The sequence below is a fragment of the Chryseobacterium gregarium DSM 19109 genome, from assembly GCF_000430845.1.
Taxonomy (GTDB): Bacteria; Bacteroidota; Bacteroidia; order Flavobacteriales; family Weeksellaceae; genus Chryseobacterium; species Chryseobacterium gregarium.
On the sequence record NZ_AUMU01000023.1, the window covers coordinates 1 to 21,771 of the forward strand.

Sequence of the window (21,771 nt, forward strand, 5' to 3'; positions counted from 1 at the left end):
TCACCGGTTCTCGATACATTTTTCTGCGCTTTGCTTCGAAAATACTCGAACTGACGGCATATAATTTCTCATATTTCATTAATATAGAAACATCGGCAGGATGCAACAGGATGCCAGTATTTGTGTTTGTGGGTAGATTGGTTAACACAAAATTAATATATATGAAAGACAGATCTTTACTGTTTAAGCAGACCTTTAAATCGCTATTGCTTTGTGGATTGACCTTCTCCACCATTGGTTTGGATGCTCAGACACTGGCCTTTCCGGAAGCTACCGGTTTTGGACGGTATACGACAGGCGCCAGAGGGGCTGCCAATCCTCAGATCTATTTGGTTACGAATCTTAATGACAGCGGACCGGGCTCATTCCGTGATGCGGTGAGCCAGCCGGGCCGGTTTGTGATCTTTAAGGTGGGAGGGATTGTTAATTTACAATCCGTTGTTGCGGTGGCTGCCAATACGACCATTGCCGGACAGACCGCTCCCGGAGAAGGCATCCTGTTTCTGGGGCCGAGGGTATCCTTTACCGGAGCCAACAATACCATTGCAAGATTTATGCGGATCCGTTACGGCGGAACATCTCAAAATCAGGATGCTTCAGGAATTGCCAACGGCGCCAATATCATTCTGGACCACATGACGTTTACCTGGGGAACTGACGAAGTATTTTCGGTGAACTGGGACAGCAACGGGACGAGCCCTGATAACATCACCATCCAGAATTCAATTATCGGACAGGGAATGCACCGCCACAATCACTCCGCAGGAGGGTTAATGCAGCCGCCGTCTGGTGGAAAGATCAGCCTGATCGGGAATTTATACATCTGCAACAAAACCCGTAATAATAAGATCAAAGGGATCAACGAGTTTGTGAACAATGTGGTGTATAACTGGGGGAATTACGGAAATACATACGGCCACACGCAGTCCGGGGAAGCGTATATTATGGGCGGAGATTCTGCGGGAGCATCGTTTGCCAATATCATCAATAATTATTTCATCGGTGGACCGAATACGAACCCTGCCACGACCACGCCTTTCAGCGTAGGAAATTCTAATTTCAATTTATACGGTTCCGGAAATTATTTCGACAATAATAAAAACGGGGCCTTAGACGGGGCTTTGGTTCCTCAGAATCTAACCGGATATCCTGTAGGAGATGCGGCATCCATTATGTCGTCTCCGTATGACTATCCGATGAAAAATACAACACTGACGGCCCAATCTGCCTACGATAATATTGTCACAGGCGTGGGAGCATCCTATCCGAGACGCGACCAGGTGGACAACCTGATGGTTTCAGATTTAATGTCGAAAGGAACAACCGCTACCTATGTGTATGTACAGACTGATTTAACCACCCAGTTCGGGTTTACCAACGGCGGGGCAGGGCATATCTATGGTGCGCCGGCTCCCCTGGATACCGATAATGACGGGATGCCGGATGCATGGGAAACCGCCAACGGGCTGAATCCCAATGTTGCTGATGCCTTGGCCGTAAGCACAACCCAGGCTCCGTATCTGAATATTGAAGTATACATCAACAGTCTGCCGAATACCGTTGCCCCGGATTTTATTATTCCGCCAACGAATCTGAATTTCACGAATGCATTGACCGCAGGAAGCCCGGCGGCCAGTTCTTTAACGGTGAACTGGAATGACAATGCAACTAATGAAACCCATTATGTCCTGGAGCGTTCCGCTAACGGAACCGCTTTTACGGTTATTGCCACATTGCCAGCGAATACAACAAGCTATAATGAAACAGGATTAACCCCGAACACCCCATATTATTACAGGGTGAAAGCAACCAACGCTACAGATTCTTCGGTCTATACATCAAGCGTATCCGTAACGACACCGCCGGTTCCGTCTGCTCCTGTAAAACCGACAAATCCGGTTCCGGCCAATGGATTTAATGAAGTCCAGCTGAACAGCGGCAGTTTTATTTTAAAATGGAACGGCAGTGCCAACACCACAGCCTATTCGGTTTATTTCGGGACAAGTCCCCAGAACTTAACGAATGTGGCTACGGTACCTTATTCTGCCACGCCGTCTTATCAGGTGAACAATTTAAATACGGCAACCAACTATTACTGGAGGATTGATGCTTCCAATGCGCTCGGTTCCGTAACGGGAGATGTCTGGAGTTTCCGGGCCCTGACGCCAAGCCTTGTCGGGAACTGGCCGTTTGCAGAAGCGCCTTTATCAGGTGAACAGATTGCCGATGTAACATCATATGCCAACAACGGAACTTTAAATGTGGCCTACGACAATGCCAACATAAGGGTAGCCGGAAAAGAAAACAATGCCCTGGATCTGTCCACTTCGCCGAATACACCGTACATCGTGAGTATTCCGCATCAGGACCAGATTTTATTCAATACCCATTCTTTTACCGTTTCGTATTGGATGAAAGCCCCGCAGAGTATGATTCCGTCATCTTCGGCGACCAGCTTATATGTGTTGTGTAAAGGTTCTTTCACAAAAAACACCACGACAGGAGCCACGGGCAAACGTTTTAATGTAGAAGTTAAAGGAGGCCAGCTACGGTTTGCCATTGATGATGATGTGACCAAAAAAGAAATCACTTCGCCAATTGCCAACTATTTTACCAATAACTGGGTACATGTGGTAATCCAGAGAGATGTGACAACGCATAAAATGAGAATCTACACCAACGGGGTGTTAAGCTCTGAAGGTGACGAAACGGCGGTTACCGGAATCGGTGAAGCCAGTGATCTGATCATCGGAAATATCGGTGAGCTGGAATTTTTGTCAGCCGTCAATACGCCGGCACCATACAAGGGTGCATTTGACGAACTGAAAATGTACAACTATGCATTGTCACCAACGGAAATATCGGCTCTTTACAACCAGGCCGTATTGGGGAATGCGGAATTGAGCATCAGCAAAAATGCAGGAACTATATATCCGAATCCTGTAAAAGACCAGATTTTCATCAAGCTTCCTGAATATAAAAAATCCAGCTTAACAGCGACTGTGATGGATATGTCCGGAAAAGTGATTGTCAGGGAAAAGCTGAATGCTGACGGAAACAGAACTTTCAACCTGAATATGGCCGGCAGAAAAGCGTCAGGAAATTACATCCTGAATGTTTCAGGAGACCGGTTGAACAGTAATTTTAAAATTGTTGTTCAGTAAACCCTATAATATAATAAGGACACCACTCATTCATTCATATTTCAAAAGGAAATCCTTTCAGTTTTTGGAAGGATTTCCTGTTTTATTCCGAATCATTACCCGAACTGGCGGCTATATAAGAGTGCGCGCGCGACACCCCCGATCATGAAGTGAAGCATAGCGTATCAGAAAGCTTTAATGAAAAGAGATATCCCGTAGCATTTAACGGTTCGGGAATAAGGATCTTACTTTCTGAAGCTGCGGGATGAGTCATAAAATTTTTATTGAAACCATAACTGTTGATCTATCGTATATGATAGTAAATGACTTATACATCCCTGGATTTCCAGGCAAACAACGGTGCCTTGTATAATCGTTTAGTCTGATATAAATTATGGTAGAAGGTTGAAAACTCTTGATAATAATTGGTATATTTGCCCCAAAAGTGCCATTAAATAATGAATAAAAAAGAATAGGATTTTTCAGGTCTGGCTGTAGCCGGGGAATGTTTTTAGAATCAAAGGGTTAAGACAATATGCCTGAACGGCTGTTTTTTTATCGGTGTTTCATTAATTTCTTTTCCTGTTTACTTTTATATCAGTCATAAAAAGCAGCTTAAAATAAAAATGATTTAAATTATTGCTGTTGTAAGGATAAAAAATAGGAAGCAGTACCTTTACAAATATTGTATTAATAATTCCTTTGATTATAGATTATTACAGTCAGCTTACATCAAAATCCCGGATAAAGGATCCGAGGAAAATCCTTCCAATAAAGCCAATCATAACAAAATATTTTGACAAAACCGGATAGCATCAGATTATTATTTATGGATGTTTATTATAAATCGGAATGAAATTTGCTACACCCAGAACTGACCTTTAAAAATAATATATTACAAGATGTGTTCCATACTGATTCAAATTTATAATAATACGATGGAAAATATACATAATGCACTCTTGTGGTATTAAAAAGCTTTAACTTTAGGAGATTAAAAAACATATGAATAAAACTATTATTACGTACCTAATAATTTTGTCAGTCATCTTATTATCATGCAAACCCAAGCAGCATATGGTATATATGTCGGAGCATAATATGGAACAGGAGCTTGCTCAGGCCCGGTTCAACGGGCTTCATATCCAGGAGGGGGATGTTCTCCTGATTCTGGTTTCCGCGCTTGACGAAGCTGCGGTAAAACCTTTTAACCTTAATACTGCCAACCGGGTAGGAAGTGAATCTCCCAGTGGAATAACCCAATATGTACAGCCCAGCGAGTATCTGGTCAATGCTGACGGGTACATCAATTTTCCGGTATTAGGAGATATATATGCCAAAGGCATGACCCAGGTACAGCTGAAGCAGGACATTGAATCCCGTTTGAAAAGATACCTTACCGAACCTATGGTAACTATTACCCTTAAGAATTTTAATGTCAGTATTTTAGGAGAAGTAAAAGTCCCGGGACAGAAAGAAAGTGTATCTCAGAAACTCAATATCTTTCAGGCGCTGAGCCTGGCAGGGGATATGACCGACTTCGGAGACCGTAAAAATGTGAAGCTGATCCGCACCGGGGACGACGGTGCCGAGCAGGTGATCAATCTGGATATGTCCAGGTCTGATATTGTCAACTCACCGTATTATTATATGAAGCAGAATGATGTACTCTATGTACAGCCGGATATGAACAAGCAGATCCAGGCTAACTCCAATCCCAACCGGGCCCTTACTTTCCAGATCCTTGCATCTGCATTGGGGGTAGCAACACTTATTATTTCTCTAACGCGATAATTGAAAATATGCAGCAGATAGAATTACAGGAAAATAATGATTTGGATTTAAAAAAAATTATTGGAAAATATATACGTAAATGGCCGTGGTTTGTTGTGTCCGTTTTACTTTTTATGATCGGAGCTTCTATCTATCTCAGGTATTCTGTTCCCCTTTATCAGTCACAAACAAATCTTAAATTCGATAAAAAACAGACAGGCCTTACCTCTGCGCTGGCAGATCTTGATAACCTGGGAATCGGTCTCGGAAATGCGGACGAACTGAAAAGTGAAGTCGCTGTCGTAACTTCAAGGCCTATTCTTACACAGGTTGTTAAAAACCTTAACCTTAATGTACAGTACTTCAGCGAAGGTGAAATTAAAGATACTGAATTATTCTCCAATTTACCGATCACCGGGAAAATTATTGATTACCGTAAAACCGATAAGAAATTTGTCTCTGCTGAATATACTGTAAAGGATGTCAGTAGTAACCAATTTACGCTTTGGCACGAAAAAAAAGGGAATATAAAAGGGACTTTTAATATGCCTTTGCAATTAGATTTTGGTACGGTAATATTAAAGAAGAATCCCGGGATACCATTTAAGTCTAAATATAAGATTGTTTTCTGGAACCCTATAGAAAGGGTAAAAAAACTGGAACAGAATATCAAAGTAGAACTGCCTGATCCTAAGGCAATGCTTATGGATATTAGTATGGTAGGGAGTGTTCCTGAAAAGTCAGAAGCCATTCTTAACGAAATAACACGGCAGTATAACCTGGACGGTCTTAAAGATAAAAACCTGCAGGCACAGAATACCCAGGAATTCATTGATAGAAGACTGGAAGTAATTACCAGAGACCTTTCCGGGGTGGAAAATGAAAAAGAGGATTTCCAGAACCGGAACCGTATTGTTGACCTTCAGGCCCAGGCCCAGCTGGCCCTTCAGAACACAAGTGAAAATACCAAGGCGCTTCTTCAGCAGCAAACCCAGCTTGACCTTTTAAACTCCCTGGCGTCAGAAGCTTCAAAAGGCGGAAACAGCCAGCTGATGCCTTCGAATCTCGGGCTTAACCTTTCACTTGAGGGAGCCATATCCAAGTATAATGAGCTCCTGATCAGCAGGAATAAAACGTTGAAGCAGGCCACTAATGAAAACCCGGCCGTGGTAGAGATGAATAAGGAGATCAGCTCCCTCAAAGAAATCATACGGGATAATATCAGTGAACAAAGAGCAACGGTACAGGCGTCAATTAGTCAATTGAACTCAGATATTTCCTTAAATAACGGGGCAATAGAGAAAGTTCCTGGGCAGTCTAAAATATACCGTGGCATAGAGCGCCAGCAGACCCTGAAAGAACAGCTTTTCCTTTTTCTTTTACAGAAACGGGAAGAAAATGCAATCAATCTGTCGGTGAATGTCCCAAAAGCTAAAATTGTAAATCCTGCCTTTACCTCTGATTTCCCCGTATCACCTAAGAGAAATTTAATTATTGTAGCAGCATTGATTTTAGGAATATTATTTCCATTTGCTATCCTGTATTTATTTTTTATGCTGGATGATAAAATTTACAGCAGGAATGATATTAAAGACCGTTCTTCTTTGGGCGTATTGGCAGACATCCCTGCATTAAAGGATAATGACAATCACCTGGTGCAGAAAAATGATTTCTCGGAACTGGCTGAATCCTTCAGGGTGTTGGTTTCCAACCTCAAATTTGTGCTTCCGACAAAGAATTCGGCTAAAATAGTATTGGTCACCTCTTCGGTGAAAGGGGAAGGAAAAACCCTGGTATCCGTAAATCTGGCCCTTACCTTAGCAAATAAAGCCAATAAGGGGCTGTTGATAGGTTCGGATATCAGAAACCCGCAGATTCAGCGGTATGACAGTGAGCCTACCAAAAGAAAAGGACTGACAGAATATTTATATGATGAATCGGTCAATATAGAAGATCTTATTCACACAACGTATACCAATCCTTATTGTGATGTGATCTATGCAGGAAGTATACCTCCGAATCCTCAGGAGCTGCTTTCCAACGGCCGGTATCAGACGCTTATCGAACAGATGTCTTCGGAATATGCCTATATTATTATAGATTCCGCTCCGCTTCTTTTGGTTTCCGATACGCTGAGCATTGCGGACGTAGCTGATGCGACTTTGTATGTGGTAAGATCAGGCGTGTCAAAAAATCTCCTGGTTGATTATGCCAATGAGCTGGTGAGGGAAGCCAAACTGTCTAATGTATCCTTTGTAATCAATGATGTTTCCAAAAATGCCGGTGGTTATGGATACGGATATAATTATGGTTATGGATATGGCTACAGTAACGATAAAGATAAAAAATGGTGGCAGAAAATATTTAATAAATAATTAATTATAAAGTTTGAAATTTTTAACGAATTCAGCAAATACAGTATATTATATGAATACACAAACTAAGATCGGTATAGTAGGGTTAGGTTATGTAGGCCTGCCTTTAGCACGCTTATTTGCAACAAAATATCCGGTGGCTGGATTTGACATCAATCAGAAAAGGATCAACGAGCTGAACAACGGCAAAGATTCAACCCTGGAAGTCGAAGATCAGATACTTCAGGATGTTTTGGTCAAGACCAATCCATTGTTAAATTCGTCTTTTTCCGATCAGTCTTCAGCGGAGGGGAATGCATTGAATAATAAAGGCCTGTACTGTTCTTCAAATCTTGAAGATATTAAAGAAGCCAATATTTATATTGTGACCGTACCCACTCCGGTAGATAAACATAACCGTCCCGATCTTACGCCTTTATACAAAGCATCGGAAACTGTCGGTAAGGTACTGAAAAAAGGGGATATCGTTATTTATGAATCTACGGTATATCCGGGAGTTACAGAAGAAGAATGCATTCCGATGCTGGAAAAAGTATCGGGATTAAAATTTAATGAAGATTTTTTTGCAGGATACTCACCGGAAAGGATTAATCCGGGAGATAAAGAGCGTACAGTAGAAAAGATCTTAAAAGTGACAGCAGGTTCCACTCCTGAAATAGGAAAAGTGGTAGATGATTTATACAAATCCGTCATAGAAGCCGGTACCCATCTGGCACCAACCATTAAAGTGGCTGAAGCATCCAAAGTGATTGAAAACTCACAGCGTGACATCAATATCGCGTTTGTGAACGAACTGGCAAAGATTTTTAATTTACTGGATATCGATACCCATGCCGTGCTCGAAGCAGCAGGTACAAAATGGAACTTTTTACCGTTTAAACCCGGATTGGTAGGTGGACACTGTATCGGAGTAGATCCTTTTTACCTGGCACAGAAAGCGCAGGATGTGGGTTATTATTCGGAGCTTATACTTACGGCAAGAAGGTTAAATGATTCCATGGGGGCTTTTGTTGCCTCACAGGTGGTAAAAACAATGATCAAAAAAGGGGTCAATATCAACGGCGCTAAAATCCTCAACCTTGGAATTACGTTTAAAGAAAACTGTCCGGATGTACGAAATACCAAGGCTGCTGATGTGATCAAGAGCCTGGAAGACTATTCTTTTGAAGTGACCACTTACGACCCATGGGCAAATCCTGATGAGGTAGAACATGAATACGGAATCCGCTCTATTAATTCTGTTCACAAAATTGAAGGTGAATTTGATGCTATTATATTGACAGTAGCTCATCATGAATTTGCAGATTTAGATTTAAAAAAATATCTAAAAGACGGAGGTGTAGTGTATGATGTAAAAGGAATATTAAAAGAATCTGATAATCGTTTATAAATGATGATCAAAAAAATGAAAATAGCCTTAGTAGGTACAGAATACGTATGTCTATTAAATGCTGTTTTTATAGCAATACAATGAAGTAGTGGCTTTGGATATAATTGCAAAAAACAGTGAAATGCTAAATGCAAAAATTTCCCATTGAAGATGAAGAAATTAGTGAGTTTTTACATTACAAAACCCTTAATTTCCAGACTCATTCTTGACAAAAATGATGCATATAAGAATGATTATTTTGTTGTGGTTACACGTACAGATTATAATCCGAAACTCATTTATTTTAATATGACCAGCATTAAGAATGTTATAGAAGAGTAAAAAAATATAATTCCATCATAATATTATACCAATTAAATGATACCATTAGTAAAACCTTTTTTACCACCCAGAGAAGAATTGTTACCTGAACTAGAAAAGATTCTGTATTCGGGATATATTGCAGAAGGTCAGCCTGTTTATGATTTTGAAGCTTCATTTGGGAAGTATGTGGATAACTTAAATGTTTTGGCTCTCCACTCCGGCACAGATGCATTGCATATAGCCTTATTGCTTGCCGGTGTAGGACAAGGGGATGAAGTAATCAGTACACCAATGACAGCAGAGCCTACGAATGTTGCAATTTCTATGGTTGGCGGAAAAGTTATTTGGGGTGATGTTGATCCTAATACAGGATTATTGTCTCCGGAGTCTGTTAAATCGATGATTACAGAGAAAACAAAAGCAATTATTTTGGTTCATTATGCAGGTATGGTATGTGATATGAATGAATTCAATAAAATCAGCTTAGAATATAATATACCCATTATTGAAGATGCTGCCCATGCATTAGGCAGTAAATTTAACGGTAAGATGGTTGGAAGCAATTCTCAGTACACCATTTTTTCATTGCAGGCCATAAAACATATGACTACTGTCGATGGGGGATTTCTTACGTTTAATAAGCCGGATCAGATGCCAAGAGCCAGAAGAATGAGATGGTTTGGATTAGATAAAGGAAAAAGCAGATTGGAAAATGACATTGTTGAGACCGGTTATAAATATGCCATGAACAATGTAAATGCTACCATTGGTTTAGTGCAAATGAATCACATAAAATCTGTAGTAGGTAAGTATATTAGTAATGGTAAATTCTTTGACGAAAAATTACAGGGTTTAAAAGATGTAAACCTTATAAAATATTCTGAAGATACAGAACCGTCCTATTGGCTCTATACGATAAAAGTGGAAAGGAGAGAAGATTTCATTAAGCATATGGAAGCCCATGGTATTTCCGCAAGTCCGCTGCATTATAGAAATGATCTGCATTCCATTTTCAAAGAATCTAAAAGAAATCTGCCTGGATTGGATGAATTTTATACAAAAATGGTACATATTCCTTGTGGCTGGTGGCTGTCTGAGGAAGATCGTGAACATATTGTTGAAACAATAAAAAAAGGCTGGTAATATGATCCCATTATATAAGCCGTTCATGCCTGAAACCCCCTTGGTTAATGAAATATTACAGAGCGGGCAGCTTGCTTACGGTAAATACGGAAGAGCATTTGAAGCACAGCTTTCGCATTATTTTGGCACAGACAAGATAATAGTCACCAATACATTCAATATGGCTATTTTAGTAGCGCTGACTACTTTGGATGTTAAAGCAGGCGATACTGTTATTGCTTCTCCGATGGCATGCCTTGCCTCAACACAGCCTCTTTTATCAATAGGGATTAAAGTGCAGTGGGCAGATGTAGATCCAATGACCGGTACTCTATGTCCGGACAGCGTCAGAAGTTTAATGTCAGTCGGACCCAAAGCAATTATTCATAATCATTACTGTGGATATCCCGGGCATATTGATGAAATTAATGCTATTGGAAATGAATTCGGTATTCCGGTGATTGATGATGGAATTGAAGCATTCGGAAGTGAATATAAAGGAAAAAAAATTGGAAATGTGGGATCTGATGTCACCATTTTTTCTTTTAATCCGGTAAGAATTCCTAACACTTTGGATGGCGGAGCCGTAATTTTTAAAGATTCGCAACTTTTTGAAAAAAGTAAACTGATAAGAGATGCAGGTATCGACCGCACACGTTTTAGGGATGAATTAGGAGAAATCAGTTCGAAATGTGACATCACATTGGTAGGGCATAGTGCTACCCCTATGGAAATCAATACTTACATAGGCACTCAGCAAATGCTGAATGTTGATGTTTTATTATCAAAGCAGCGGGATAATGCAGAAGCGTGGCAACAGTATTTTTCAGACCCATCTTTAAAACTTATTGAAACTCATAATTCAAACCCTAATTTTTGGGTATTCGGACTTTTAGCAGATGATAAAGTGGAAATGATAAAAAATATCAGAAGCAAAGGTTTTTATGCTTCCGGTGTTCATATTAATAATAATATTTATAGTGTGTTCGGAGAGAGTAAGATGATTTTGCCGGGTGTTGACTATTTCAGTAATCATTTTGTTGCAGTACCCTCAGGATGGTGGGTGCAAAAAGAAAATATTCAATGGAAATAAAGTTTATTACACATTCGGAATGTTCAGAAGTTCTATTGTACGAAATATGTACTCTGAAAAAGCAGCATTGGGATTATCCTGTTTTAGAACAGATAAGATGGTTCAATGATAATTTATCAGATGACGATATACATGTATGTATTTTTGATAGAGATCATTTAATTGCATATACAACGTTGGTAAACATTAAATATCAGATTGAAGATGATATTGAACATGATGGATTAGGGATAGGAAGTGTTTGTGTGGATACCAATTACTTGAACAAAAAATATGGATTTTTTATTGTCCAGATCGTATCAGCATTTATCAGGCAAAAAAATTCTTTAGGTATTTTATTATGTAAAGATGAATTGGTCTCGTTTTACGAGAAAAATAATTGGATAAAATTCACTGGGCAGTTAAAAATTCAGGGGTTAAGTCAATCCTGTAATATATTGACTACAGAAATTATTAAATCTAATATAATTACATTAAACAAAAGTTTTTAATGGAAGACAATTCTTCTTCTTCGCAATATAAAGGAATTTTTAAAACCACATTTTTGTTTGGTTTTGTTCAGTTGTTCAATATACTTACAAAAGTTATATCTAATAAGATTGTTGCCACTCTGTTGGGGGCTGAAGGAATGGGTATAATTGGGATTTTCAGCAATACGGTTAATATGCTGAAAATCGGAGCCGGATTAGGAATATCACAAAGTGCAGTTAAAGATATTTCAGAGGCAAACGCGGCTAAAAATGATGAAAAATTTTCTAAAACAATATCAGTAACAAATAAAGTTTTATTGATAACCGGAGTCGTAGGCTTAACTGTAACTGTTATTTTTTCCCCATTGATCAGTAGATATACCATGGGGGATATGACATACACTTTATCTTTTATCCTTTTGGCATTGGCCGTTAGTTTTGGTATTTATACAGATGGGCAGTTAGCGATATTGAAAGGAATGCGAAAACTACGTGAACTGGCTAAAGCAAGTATGCTGGGTGCCGCAGTAGGATTATTAGTATCTGCACCTTTATATTATTTTTTTGGAAAGTCAGGAATTGTACCTTCATTGATCATTGCATCATTTACTGCTCTTTTATTTTCTAATTATTTTGTTCAGAAGATTAAATACCAACGACATCAATTATCACTGAAAGAGGTATTTTTTGAAGCATTTCCCATGGTTAAAATGGGCATGTCGTTAATGTTGATTTCATTTTTAACAACGATTGTCGTTTTAATTATCTCTGTATATATACGATCGGTCGGCGGTATAAAAGAATTGGGATATTATAATGCGGGTACAACGATTATGGTTGGGTATTTTGGAATAATTATCACATCATTATCGACAGACTATTATCCGAGAATTGCAGCAATTAACACAGACAATCATAAACTTCAGGACGAATTGAATAAACAATCGGCGGTAAGTTTAATTCTAACGGGTCCGTTGATGGTAATGTTTATATTTTTATTACCGTTCATTGTCGAGATTCTCTTTTCAAAAGAATTTACACCCATTATTAATTACGTAAAGATTGGAATTTTTGGAACTCTGATTACGATTTGTTCCAATCAGGTAGATATGATTTTAGTTGCAAAATTTGAAACTAAAATATTTATTATTCTCTCTGTCATTTATCGGTTTATCCAAACGCTGGTAACTATTCTTCTATATAAATTCTATGGATTAATAGGGGTAGGAATAGCAAATGCAGTAATGGGGTTTATTCATTTTTTTATGATGACAGTGGTGGTATATAAGCTCTATAATATACGTTTTAATATTTTTTTTATAAAGCTTGCATCAACGATACTTTTTTTTGTTATCAGCAGTACATTTATTTCTTTAATAGAAAATAGTTTATTAAAATATTCAATCGGATCCTGTTTATTATTAGCATCTGTTTTGTTTTCTCTCGTTATATCACAAAAATATTTTAATATAAGCATTATTGCTTTGGTCACCAACAAGCTTAAACCCAATAATAGAAAGAAGAATGAGTAAGGAGTTATTATTTTCAGTTATTATCCCGGTATATAATATGCAGCCATATCTTGAAAGATGTTTGGATAGTATTGTAAACCAAAGTTATAAAAATTTGGAGATTATAATCGTTAATGATGGTTCAGTAGATGAATCTCTGAATATAATGAAAAGATATGCTCAGTCTGACGATAGAATTATTATTATAGATAAATTAAACGAAGGCATTGGCGGAGCATATATGGATGCCCTTGAAATTATGAAAGGTGATTATATTTCATTTGTTGACGGGGATGACTTTATAGAGCTCAATACGTACGAAATATTATTACAGCAAATAAATAATAATAAAAACGTAGATATTATCCAGTTTGGATACCAATCATTTAATGACAAAGATGTTATTCTTTCTAGCGTTAGTTTCAATGATGAGTATATAAAGGGCAATGTGAATGTGGAGAATTATTATTATACAAAAATTCCTCATCCCAGCATAGGGCTTAAAATAATGAAAAGAGAACTATTTAATGATATAAAATTATTACGTCAGAATGTAGGTATAGATGTGTTGATTAGCTTACAAGTTTTTATGAAGGCTGAAACCATGCTTTTAATTAAAAATAAATTTTATCATATATTAATTAGGGAGCAGAGTGTCAGCCGTTCACAATATGATATTAAGAAGGTTAAGCAATTGGAGAATCTCCGAAAACTTTTATTCGAAATAGTAATATCAAGAAAAAAGTCACTTCATTACGTATTACCTACGCTTATCAATGAAACAATTATCATCAGTTGTTTTTATTATAAAGAAAAGGATTACATTACGTTTAATCGACTGTTGAGTGAATACCGAACTCATTTTAAAATGTTATATAATTTCCTGAAATTATGTAAATGGAAAGTCCAGTTTAAAGCAATTTTATTTAGGTCATTTCCCAGAATATATTGTAAGTTTCATTAAATCATAATAGCAAGGTTACCTATATATAAATAAATATAGAAACTAAATAAATGAATCAGCTTCGAATTTATAACAATAGTATAAACAAAAATAAAAAGAGCTTTACAGATCAGCATATTATAGGTATGTCTTTAATGTTCGGCCTTTTTATGCCTAACGGTAGTTTTTTTTATTTTCTGGTACCGGTGGTAATTCTAATTCTGGGACTACGTTATTCAACGCTTAATAGTATTTATAATTCTACAAAATTTATTTTGATCTTCCTTATGCTTTTATCGTTAATGATATTTGCTGCAAAAAATTCAGATCAATTAGATATAAAAGGATTATTACGAAACCTTGTAATATTTGAACTTATATTTTTTTTCCCATTTGTTAAAAATGTCCAAATTCCTAATATATATCTGTACTTCGGATTAATTTTTATTTTTATTTCCCAAATATCTTATATGTTGGGAATAGGATCTGTGATTTCATTTTTCAATAACACTTACCCTTATGAAGGGGATGCATATTATTACCAATCAGACTATTTAATTGCTAATGGGGTTGATATGTCACTAACTAATAGAAGTTTTAGATTAGGAGGATTGTTCTTAAACCCAAATCAATGTGCCAGATATCTGACTATTTTATTAGCCATTTTTCTGTGTGAAAATTATAACAAAAAGTTCAAATCTATATTGCCGTTTTTAATTATTTGTTTTTTAGCCATTATTTCTACAGGAAGCAGAACCGGGTTTCTAATTATGGCTTTGATGATTTTATGGTATATATATAAAAGAGTGGCAAGTAAGGGCAGGATTTATAAAAACTTATTGATAGTTGCTATTATTTTGCTAACCACCGTCTTTATATTGTCGGTTGGTGAACTTTCGAAGACGATGAGATTTTTAGATTTTGACGAAGGTGTGGATAAAAGTCTATTTATGAAAATTCAAATTTTTATTGACTATCTGTCTAATAATACGGGCTTTATTCAAATACTATTCGGAAACTTCAGTAATGATGGTAGTTCGGCTATTCAATTTGATTCCGAATGGGGAGATTTATTTTATAGGTATGGTTTTCTTTTTTTAATTACTTTCATTTTATTTTATATATTGATATATAAGAATACTGCTCCCAAATACAGACTGTTTTTTCTTATTTTGTTATGGGTGGTAAGTTCAACCTTAGTTTTATCATATAGAGCAGGTTTTGTTTTTTTGTTATTCTTATCTAAATATACCCATCATTCATGGCAGGATGTAAATAATAAAAAATTATTCATTAAACTTAAACGCGATACTAATAAAATTCAAATAAAAGAATGATAAAATGAGAGATAGACTTAAAAAATCACTGCATAATTTACCGGTATTATATTCTTTATTGAGTTTTTTAAGAAATATACTAATAGTTTACCCTAAATGGTTGCTTTTTAAAATTGCAAAGAACTGGGTAATACTGAATAGGATTAATGTACGAATTGTACCCTGGATTTGGAAATTAACAGGCGTAAACGTTAAGGGATCTTTTTTTGTGTCATATGATGTGTATTATGATGTAAATAATGCAAATATGATAACAGTAGAAGAAAATGTACTCATATCTCCAAAAGTGGTATTATTTTGTCATAAACGTGATTTATCTCAATATTACGTTGGTGATCAGACTAATAAACTTCCATTTATATTAGAAAAAATTCATCTTAAAAAAGGCTGTTCAATTGGGATAGGAAGTATTATTCTGCCGGGCGTAGTAATTGGAGAAGGTGCAATTATTGGTGCGGGCTCAGTGGTTACCAAAAGCGTACCTGCTTGGACTATAGCAGCGGGAAATCCGGCTAAAGTGATAAAAGAAATTAGAAGAAGAGATGAATAGTTTATACAATAAGTTACAGCGTACATTCCGAAATCAATATTTGGATTTTTTTGGATTAATAGCAAATCCTTCAAATCGTGTACATCTACTTAATAGTCATTTATTATCATTAAAAGAAGAATCAGATGCATCCTTTTTTGATGATCAGTTAAAAATTCTTTCCAAAAAATCAACGATTATTCCTTTTGCAGAAGCCGTAGATTTGATTAATAAAAAGAAATCCGTTAATCATTCCCTTATAGCCTTTAGTTATGATGATGGTTTTGCTGAGTGTTATACTCATATAGCGCCAGTGCTTGAAAAATATAATGGATACGCCTATTTTTTTATTAATCCCAATTTTGTTAATGGTGACCCTGCATATATTGAAAACTTTCTGATAGATAAAGTACATTTACCTTTATATAAAAGGCCAATGAACTGGGAACAGATAAAAACACTTGCAGATAAAGGACACACCATTGGAGCGCACACAATGGATCATGTTAGGGTTAGTTTAATTAAAGAATTAGAAGTTTTGGAATATCAAATAGGATATTGTAAGAAAGAAATCCTTGAAAAAGCCGATATTAATTGTAATGATTTTGCGTTTCCTTATGGTCATGTAGGAAGAGATTTCGATATAGTTTCTACTGAAATAGCTGAGAAGTATTATGATAATATTTTCAGTGCTTCGAACTGGACTAACTATTTTAGTTATGAAGGACGAGTTTTCAATAGAAGGCATTGTGAGCCATATTGGAAGGCAAAACATATAAACTATTTCTTGTCTAAAAAAATTTCTTATTAAAGAATGAAAATATACTTTCCTATAGGAGCATTTTATCCATCACAGATCGGAGGGCCCTGCAACACTCTTTTCTGGCATACCTGTGCATTAAAATCAAACGATATAAATGTAAATATTACGACTACATCGCTTGGCTTGAGAGAGGGTGAGGTGGAACTTGACAAAATTCTGGAAAAAGACTGCGGGTCGGTATATTATGGTTCATCACCATCAGTTTCAAGACCCATCATAAGACAAATTTTATCAGGTATTCGCTCTGCTGATGTTATTCATTTAAATAGTTTATTCAGTATCCTGTCAATTATTAGTTTTTTTTATACCAGATTATTTTTTTCAAGGAAAAAAATAATCTGGTCCGTAAGAGGAGAACTAAGTCCAAATGCATTAAAATTTAGCAGCATTAAAAAAAAGCCGCTTTTGTTTTTATATAAAAATCTGACTAAAAACATTCTTTTTCACAGTACCTCCGAAAAAGAAACAGAGGAAATAAAATCAGCTTTTGGGGATATTCAGGTTGTAGAAATTCCTAACTTTATTGAACCAAGCAGACGAAGAAAAGATGTTATAAAAAAACAATTTCTGTATCTTGGCAGGATTCATAGAATCAAAGCGATCCATAAAATGATTGAGGGCTTTTCGAAAAGTAAGAAATTTATGGATTCGGATTTCAAGCTTGTTATTGTTGGGAAACATGAAGAAAGGCATCTGGATTATTATCAGGAACTTTTAGAATTAGTTAAATCTAAAAACCTGCAGGATAAAATAGAATTTAAAGGACATCTTACAGGTGAAGACAAAGAAAAGGCATATGCTGAATCTTATGCACTTGTATTACCTTCAGAAACTGAAAATTTCGGAAATGTAGTGGTTGAATCATTAAATCAGGGAACTCCTGTACTAGCTTCCAAAGGTACCCCATGGTCAGTTTTAGAAAAATACCACTGTGGATTCCATATTGAAAATTCCCCACAGGAGATTGCGGATGCAATTGACAAAATGATTCAATTGCCTGCTGGAATTTATAACGGGATGCGGGAAAATGCTACTCTGTTAGTAGATCAGGAATTTAATATCACCAATCAAATAAATAAATGGATTAAAATTTATAAAGATGAAGATTCAAAATAAAATACTTTTAATAACAGGTGGTACAGGTTCTTTCGGAACTGCTGTACTGAACAGATTTTTACAGACTGATCACTTTAAGGAAATCCGTATTTTTTCGCGTGACGAGAAAAAACAGGATGATATGAGAAATCTGTACAAAAATGATAAAATCAAATATTATATCGGTGATGTCAGAGATTTTTCCAGTGTGGAACCGGCAACAAGAGGAGTAGACTATATCTTTCACGCAGCAGCATTAAAGCAGGTTCCTTCGTGCGAATTCTTCCCGATGCAGGCGGTGAAAACCAATGTGGAAGGCACCCAGAACGTCATCCGTGCAGCAACGGCCAACAAGGTACAGAAAGTTATCTGCCTGTCAACCGACAAAGCAGCCTATCCGATCAACGCTATGGGGATTTCCAAAGCAATGATGGAAAAAGTGGCGGTGGCAGAATCAAGAAATACTTCTGAAACCGTAGTCTGTCTTACGCGATACGGGAATGTGATGGCCTCAAGAGGTTCTGTAATCCCTTTGTTTTTAAATCAGATTCAGAAAGGGGAGCCCATCACGGTAACCGATCCCAATATGTCGCGTTTCTTTATGTCACTGGAAGATGCGGTTGATCTGGTATTGTTTGCTTTTGAACATGCCAACCCGGGGGATTTATTTGTAAACAAAGCTCCTGCAGGAAGCATTGGAGACCTCGCAAAAGCTTTAATCGAACTGACCGGAAAAGAAGTTCCTGTAAAAGTAATCGGAACCCGTCACGGAGAAAAGTTATACGAGACCCTCTGTACCCGTGAAGAAATGGCTAAGGCGGAAGACATGGGAGATTTTTATCGTGTTCCCGCGGATAACCGTGACCTGAATTACGCACAGTATTTCTCTGAAGGGGAAGAAGAAGTGGCTCAGATTGAAGACTATCATTCGCACAATACCGAGCAGCAAGGCGTGGAAGGGTTAAAAAAACTGATTTCAACTTTACCTTTGATCCGAAAAGAAGTGTTTGGAGAAGATGTAATGCAGTACCCTTATTAGAATTGTGATAAGAGCCGGGAAAAAATATAAAAGGAAAAAGTGAAAGATTGATGCTGTTAGAAGGAAAAAAACATCAGGATGAAAGAGGGATCATTACCTATAATAATGATTTTGATGCTTCGCAGATTAAAAGAATTTACACCATAGAAAATCAGTCGACAGATTTCATCCGGGGTTGGCAAGGTCATAAAATAGAGCAGCGGTGGTTTACCTGTATGAAAGGAAGTTTTGAAATTTCTGTAATGGCTTTGGACAATTTTGAAAACCCTTCCAAGGATTTTACAGTCCGGAAATATCTTCTGACCGATGAGGCATTAACGTATCTTCATATTCCTCCAGGTTGTATAACAGCAGTTCAGGCAATACAGAAAGAAAGTAAATTATTGGTACTCACTGATTACAGGCTGGGAGAAATTAATGATGAATATAGATTCAGTTTAGATTATTTTAAATAAGAACAGCAGTCTGATAACTATCAGTTAACTGCCAAAAGTATACAGGAATGAAAAAAATCGGGATCACCGGTCAGAATGGTTTTGTCGGAAGACATTTGTACAATACTTTAGGATTATTTCCTGAAAATTTTCAAAGAATTGATTTTCAGAAACAATATTTTGAAGTCGAGAACCAATTAGACCTATTCGTTGCAGAATGTGATGTGATTGTGCATTTGGCTGCCATGAACCGTCACGACAGTGAGCAGGTCATCTATGAAACCAATGTATCTTTAGTACAAAAATTAGTTGATTCATTAAAAAGGACAGGCTCGAAAGCTCATGTTTTGATTTCATCTTCAACCCAGGAGGAAAGAGATAATCTGTACGGAAAATCAAAAAAAGAATGTAGAGAGGCCTTGGTACATTGGGCTCAGGAGAATGACGGAAAAGTCACAGGATTGATTATTCCGAATGTCTTCGGTGCTTTCGGAAAACCTTTTTACAATTCTTTTATCGCTACATTCTGTCATCAGCTGACGCATGGGGAAACGCCATCCATTGCCAATGACGGGGAAGTAAAGTTAATTTATGTCCAGGAATTAGTGGATACCATGATTAAAGAAATCAGAGAAGGAAACAGTAAACCCGAATTCTTTATTGAGGCGACTGCCACGAAAAAAGTATCTGAGGTTTTGGCTTTATTAAATGATTACAAAACAAAATATTTTGAAGGCGGAGAAATCCCTGCAATCAATGATTCGTTTGAGCATAATCTATTCAATACCTACCGTTCTTATATCGATCATAAAACACATTATCCTGTAAAATTTACCAAGCATACAGATCCCCGCGGAGCATTTGTGGAAGTGATAAGACTTGGAATCGGCGGACAGTGTTCATTTTCAACTACCGTTCCGGGAATTACCAGAGGGAACCATTACCATACCCGGAAGATCGAACGTTTTGCCGTGATTAAAGGAAAAGCTTTGATCCAGCTGAGAAAAATTGATACCGGTGAAGTATTGGATTTTTATTTAGATGGAACAGAGCCAGCTTATGTCGATATGCCGATCTGGTACACCCACAATATCAAAAATATAGGAGAAGAAGAATTGTACACGATTTTCTGGATTAATGAAGCATTCAATCCTGAAAGTGCAGACACTTATTTTCTGGAAGTATAACAACTATTATTAATGCTGGACGCAAAAGCAAAACGCTGGATGCCTACAGCCAACAGCAATAAAATGAAAAAACTAAAAGTAATGACGGTGGTAGGAACCCGTCCCGAAATCATAAGATTATCAAGAGTATTGATGGCTTTGGACCATTCTGAAGCAATTGAACATATTATTGTACACACAGGACAGAACTACGATTTCGAACTCAACCAGATCTTTTTTGACGATCTGGGGCTTCGTAAACCCGATTATTTCCTGGAAGCTGCCGGAAAGACCGCTACAGAAACGGTAGGTAATATTTTAATTAAGATTGATCCTTTACTGGAAGAATTGAAGCCCGATGCATTTTTAGTGTTGGGTGATACCAACTCATGTCTGTGCGCCATTCCGGCAAAGAAAAGACATATTCCTATTTTCCATATGGAAGCAGGAAACCGTTGTTTTGACCAGAGGGTTCCGGAGGAAACCAACCGTAAAATAGTAGATCACACTTCGGATATTAACCTGACCTATTCGGATATTGCAAGGGAATATCTTCTTAGAGAAGGGCTTCCTGCGGATCGAATTATCAAGACCGGCTCTCCGATGTTTGAAGTATTGAATCATTATTTGCCACAAATTGATGCTTCAAACGTACTTGAGAAATTAAGTTTGGAAGAAGGAAAGTTCTTCGTTGTATCGTCTCACCGTGAAGAAAACATCAATTCTGAAAAAAACTTCAGGGGCTTGATGGATTCTTTAAACGCGATTGCAGAAAAGTATCAGTACCCGATCATTGTTTCCACGCACCCGCGCACGAAAAATATGATTGATAAGATGCAGATCGAAATGCGTCCTGAAGTTCAGTTCTTAAAACCACTGGGTTTTCATGATTACAATGCCTTGCAAAAACGGGCATATGCGGTACTGTCAGATTCAGGAACTATCGGAGAAGAATCATCGATCTTAAACTTCAGGGCATTGAATATCCGTCAGGCTCATGAAAGGCCTGAAGCGATGGAAGAAGCAAGTGTCATGATGGTAGGCCTTTCTCCGGAAAGAATCTTACAGGGACTGACACAGGTATTGCATCAGAAAGTAGGACAGGAAAGAAACTTCAGACCGGTTGCAGATTACTCAATGCCGAATGTATCTGAAAAAGTAGTCCGTATCATAATTTCTTATACAGATTATATCAAAAGAACCGTTTGGTCGGAAGAAATTTAAA

17 protein-coding genes are annotated in these 21,771 nt (G+C 37.2%); all 17 read left to right on the plus strand.

Going from position 1 to position 21,771, the window contains the following annotated elements; all coding sequences use genetic code 11:
- The first annotated feature begins 161 nt into the window (after positions 1-161).
- The 17 genes from H561_RS0119025 (at position 162) to wecB (ending at position 21,770) form a co-directional block, all read left to right on the plus strand.
- A complete protein-coding gene (locus H561_RS0119025) occupies positions 162-3,164 on the plus strand; it encodes a LamG-like jellyroll fold domain-containing protein (RefSeq protein WP_027388435.1) in 3,003 nt (1,000 codons plus the stop codon).
- Between the two features lie 1,065 nt (positions 3,165-4,229).
- Positions 4,230-4,937 (plus strand): polysaccharide biosynthesis/export family protein, encoded by a 708-nt coding sequence (locus H561_RS0119030; protein ID WP_228372307.1) that lies wholly within the window; start codon positions 4,230-4,232, stop codon positions 4,935-4,937.
- 8 nt (positions 4,938-4,945) lie between these two features.
- A complete protein-coding gene (locus H561_RS0119035; RefSeq protein ID WP_027388437.1) occupies positions 4,946-7,291 on the plus strand; it encodes a GumC family protein in 2,346 nt (781 codons plus the stop codon).
- A 52-nt stretch (positions 7,292-7,343) separates the two neighbouring features.
- Positions 7,344-8,681, plus strand: coding sequence for a nucleotide sugar dehydrogenase (locus H561_RS0119040; protein ID WP_027388438.1), 1,338 nt, complete (start codon positions 7,344-7,346; stop codon positions 8,679-8,681).
- A gap of 357 nt (positions 8,682-9,038) precedes the next feature.
- Positions 9,039-10,127 (plus strand): DegT/DnrJ/EryC1/StrS family aminotransferase, encoded by a 1,089-nt coding sequence (locus H561_RS0119050; protein WP_027388439.1) that lies wholly within the window; start codon positions 9,039-9,041, stop codon positions 10,125-10,127.
- Position 10,128: 1 nt separating this feature from the next.
- Positions 10,129-11,199 carry a DegT/DnrJ/EryC1/StrS family aminotransferase gene (locus H561_RS0119055; protein ID WP_027388440.1) on the plus strand — a complete coding sequence of 357 codons (1,071 nt, stop codon included), beginning with the start codon at positions 10,129-10,131 and terminating at the stop codon, positions 11,197-11,199.
- Positions 11,190-11,690: a GNAT family N-acetyltransferase gene (locus H561_RS0119060; RefSeq protein WP_155845861.1), complete on the plus strand. Its 501-nt coding sequence runs from the start codon at positions 11,190-11,192 to the stop codon at positions 11,688-11,690. The genes H561_RS0119055 and H561_RS0119060 overlap by 10 nt, the downstream gene beginning before the upstream one ends.
- Complete coding sequence (locus tag H561_RS0119065) at positions 11,690-13,201, plus strand: oligosaccharide flippase family protein (protein ID WP_027388442.1); 1,512 nt, start codon at positions 11,690-11,692, stop codon at positions 13,199-13,201. The genes H561_RS0119060 and H561_RS0119065 overlap by 1 nt, the downstream gene beginning before the upstream one ends.
- Complete coding sequence (locus H561_RS0119070; protein ID WP_081411699.1) at positions 13,194-14,144, plus strand: glycosyltransferase family 2 protein; 951 nt, start codon at positions 13,194-13,196, stop codon at positions 14,142-14,144. Before H561_RS0119065 ends, H561_RS0119070 begins: the two co-directional genes overlap by 8 nt.
- A 50-nt stretch (positions 14,145-14,194) precedes the next feature.
- A complete protein-coding gene (locus H561_RS0119075) occupies positions 14,195-15,460 on the plus strand; it encodes a hypothetical protein (RefSeq protein WP_027388444.1) in 1,266 nt (421 codons plus the stop codon).
- Positions 15,461-15,707: 247 nt separating this feature from the next.
- A complete protein-coding gene (locus H561_RS24540) occupies positions 15,708-16,010 on the plus strand; it encodes an acyltransferase (protein WP_394330856.1) in 303 nt (100 codons plus the stop codon).
- The gene (locus H561_RS0119085; protein ID WP_027388445.1) at positions 16,003-16,800 is read left to right on the plus strand and encodes a polysaccharide deacetylase family protein; all 798 of its coding nucleotides are present in this window, start codon (positions 16,003-16,005) and stop codon (positions 16,798-16,800) included. Before H561_RS24540 ends, H561_RS0119085 begins: the two co-directional genes overlap by 8 nt.
- Positions 16,801-16,803: 3 nt before the next feature.
- Entirely contained in the window at positions 16,804-17,928 is a 1,125-nt protein-coding gene (locus H561_RS23470) for a glycosyltransferase family 4 protein (RefSeq protein ID WP_051349456.1), read from the plus strand.
- The gene (locus H561_RS0119095) at positions 17,912-18,946 is read left to right on the plus strand and encodes a polysaccharide biosynthesis protein (protein WP_027388446.1); all 1,035 of its coding nucleotides are present in this window, start codon (positions 17,912-17,914) and stop codon (positions 18,944-18,946) included. Before H561_RS23470 ends, H561_RS0119095 begins: the two co-directional genes overlap by 17 nt.
- 50 nt (positions 18,947-18,996) lie before the next feature.
- Positions 18,997-19,401, plus strand: a complete 405-nt coding sequence (locus tag H561_RS0119100; RefSeq protein ID WP_034762834.1) for a WxcM-like domain-containing protein — start codon at positions 18,997-18,999, stop codon at positions 19,399-19,401.
- Positions 19,402-19,448: 47 nt separating this feature from the next.
- Positions 19,449-20,567, plus strand: coding sequence for a polysaccharide biosynthesis C-terminal domain-containing protein (locus H561_RS0119105; protein WP_027388448.1), 1,119 nt, complete (start codon positions 19,449-19,451; stop codon positions 20,565-20,567).
- A 63-nt stretch (positions 20,568-20,630) separates the two neighbouring features.
- A complete protein-coding gene (wecB, locus tag H561_RS0119110) occupies positions 20,631-21,770 on the plus strand; it encodes a non-hydrolyzing UDP-N-acetylglucosamine 2-epimerase (RefSeq protein WP_027388449.1) in 1,140 nt (379 codons plus the stop codon).
- Position 21,771: the final 1 nt, after the last annotated feature.

What these genes read in the sequence shown, in the direction of transcription:
- H561_RS0119025 (WP_027388435.1), top strand. Translation starts at nt 162, where the DNA reads ATGAAAGACAGATCTTTACTGTTTAAGCAGACCTTTAAATCGCTATTG.
- H561_RS0119030 (WP_228372307.1), top strand. Translation starts at nt 4,230, where the DNA reads ATGTCGGAGCATAATATGGAACAGGAGCTTGCTCAGGCCCGGTTCAAC.
- H561_RS0119035 (WP_027388437.1), top strand. Translation starts at nt 4,946, where the DNA reads ATGCAGCAGATAGAATTACAGGAAAATAATGATTTGGATTTAAAAAAA.
- H561_RS0119040 (WP_027388438.1), top strand. Translation starts at nt 7,344, where the DNA reads ATGAATACACAAACTAAGATCGGTATAGTAGGGTTAGGTTATGTAGGC.
- H561_RS0119050 (WP_027388439.1), top strand. Translation starts at nt 9,039, where the DNA reads ATGATACCATTAGTAAAACCTTTTTTACCACCCAGAGAAGAATTGTTA.
- H561_RS0119055 (WP_027388440.1), top strand. Translation starts at nt 10,129, where the DNA reads ATGATCCCATTATATAAGCCGTTCATGCCTGAAACCCCCTTGGTTAAT.
- H561_RS0119060 (WP_155845861.1), top strand. Translation starts at nt 11,190, where the DNA reads ATGGAAATAAAGTTTATTACACATTCGGAATGTTCAGAAGTTCTATTG.
- H561_RS0119065 (WP_027388442.1), top strand. Translation starts at nt 11,690, where the DNA reads ATGGAAGACAATTCTTCTTCTTCGCAATATAAAGGAATTTTTAAAACC.
- H561_RS0119070 (WP_081411699.1), top strand. Translation starts at nt 13,194, where the DNA reads ATGAGTAAGGAGTTATTATTTTCAGTTATTATCCCGGTATATAATATG.
- H561_RS0119075 (WP_027388444.1), top strand. Translation starts at nt 14,195, where the DNA reads ATGAATCAGCTTCGAATTTATAACAATAGTATAAACAAAAATAAAAAG.
- H561_RS24540 (WP_394330856.1), top strand. Translation starts at nt 15,708, where the DNA reads ATGATAACAGTAGAAGAAAATGTACTCATATCTCCAAAAGTGGTATTA.
- H561_RS0119085 (WP_027388445.1), top strand. Translation starts at nt 16,003, where the DNA reads ATGAATAGTTTATACAATAAGTTACAGCGTACATTCCGAAATCAATAT.
- H561_RS23470 (WP_051349456.1), top strand. Translation starts at nt 16,804, where the DNA reads ATGAAAATATACTTTCCTATAGGAGCATTTTATCCATCACAGATCGGA.
- H561_RS0119095 (WP_027388446.1), top strand. Translation starts at nt 17,912, where the DNA reads ATGAAGATTCAAAATAAAATACTTTTAATAACAGGTGGTACAGGTTCT.
- H561_RS0119100 (WP_034762834.1), top strand. Translation starts at nt 18,997, where the DNA reads ATGCTGTTAGAAGGAAAAAAACATCAGGATGAAAGAGGGATCATTACC.
- H561_RS0119105 (WP_027388448.1), top strand. Translation starts at nt 19,449, where the DNA reads ATGAAAAAAATCGGGATCACCGGTCAGAATGGTTTTGTCGGAAGACAT.
- wecB (WP_027388449.1), top strand. Translation starts at nt 20,631, where the DNA reads ATGAAAAAACTAAAAGTAATGACGGTGGTAGGAACCCGTCCCGAAATC.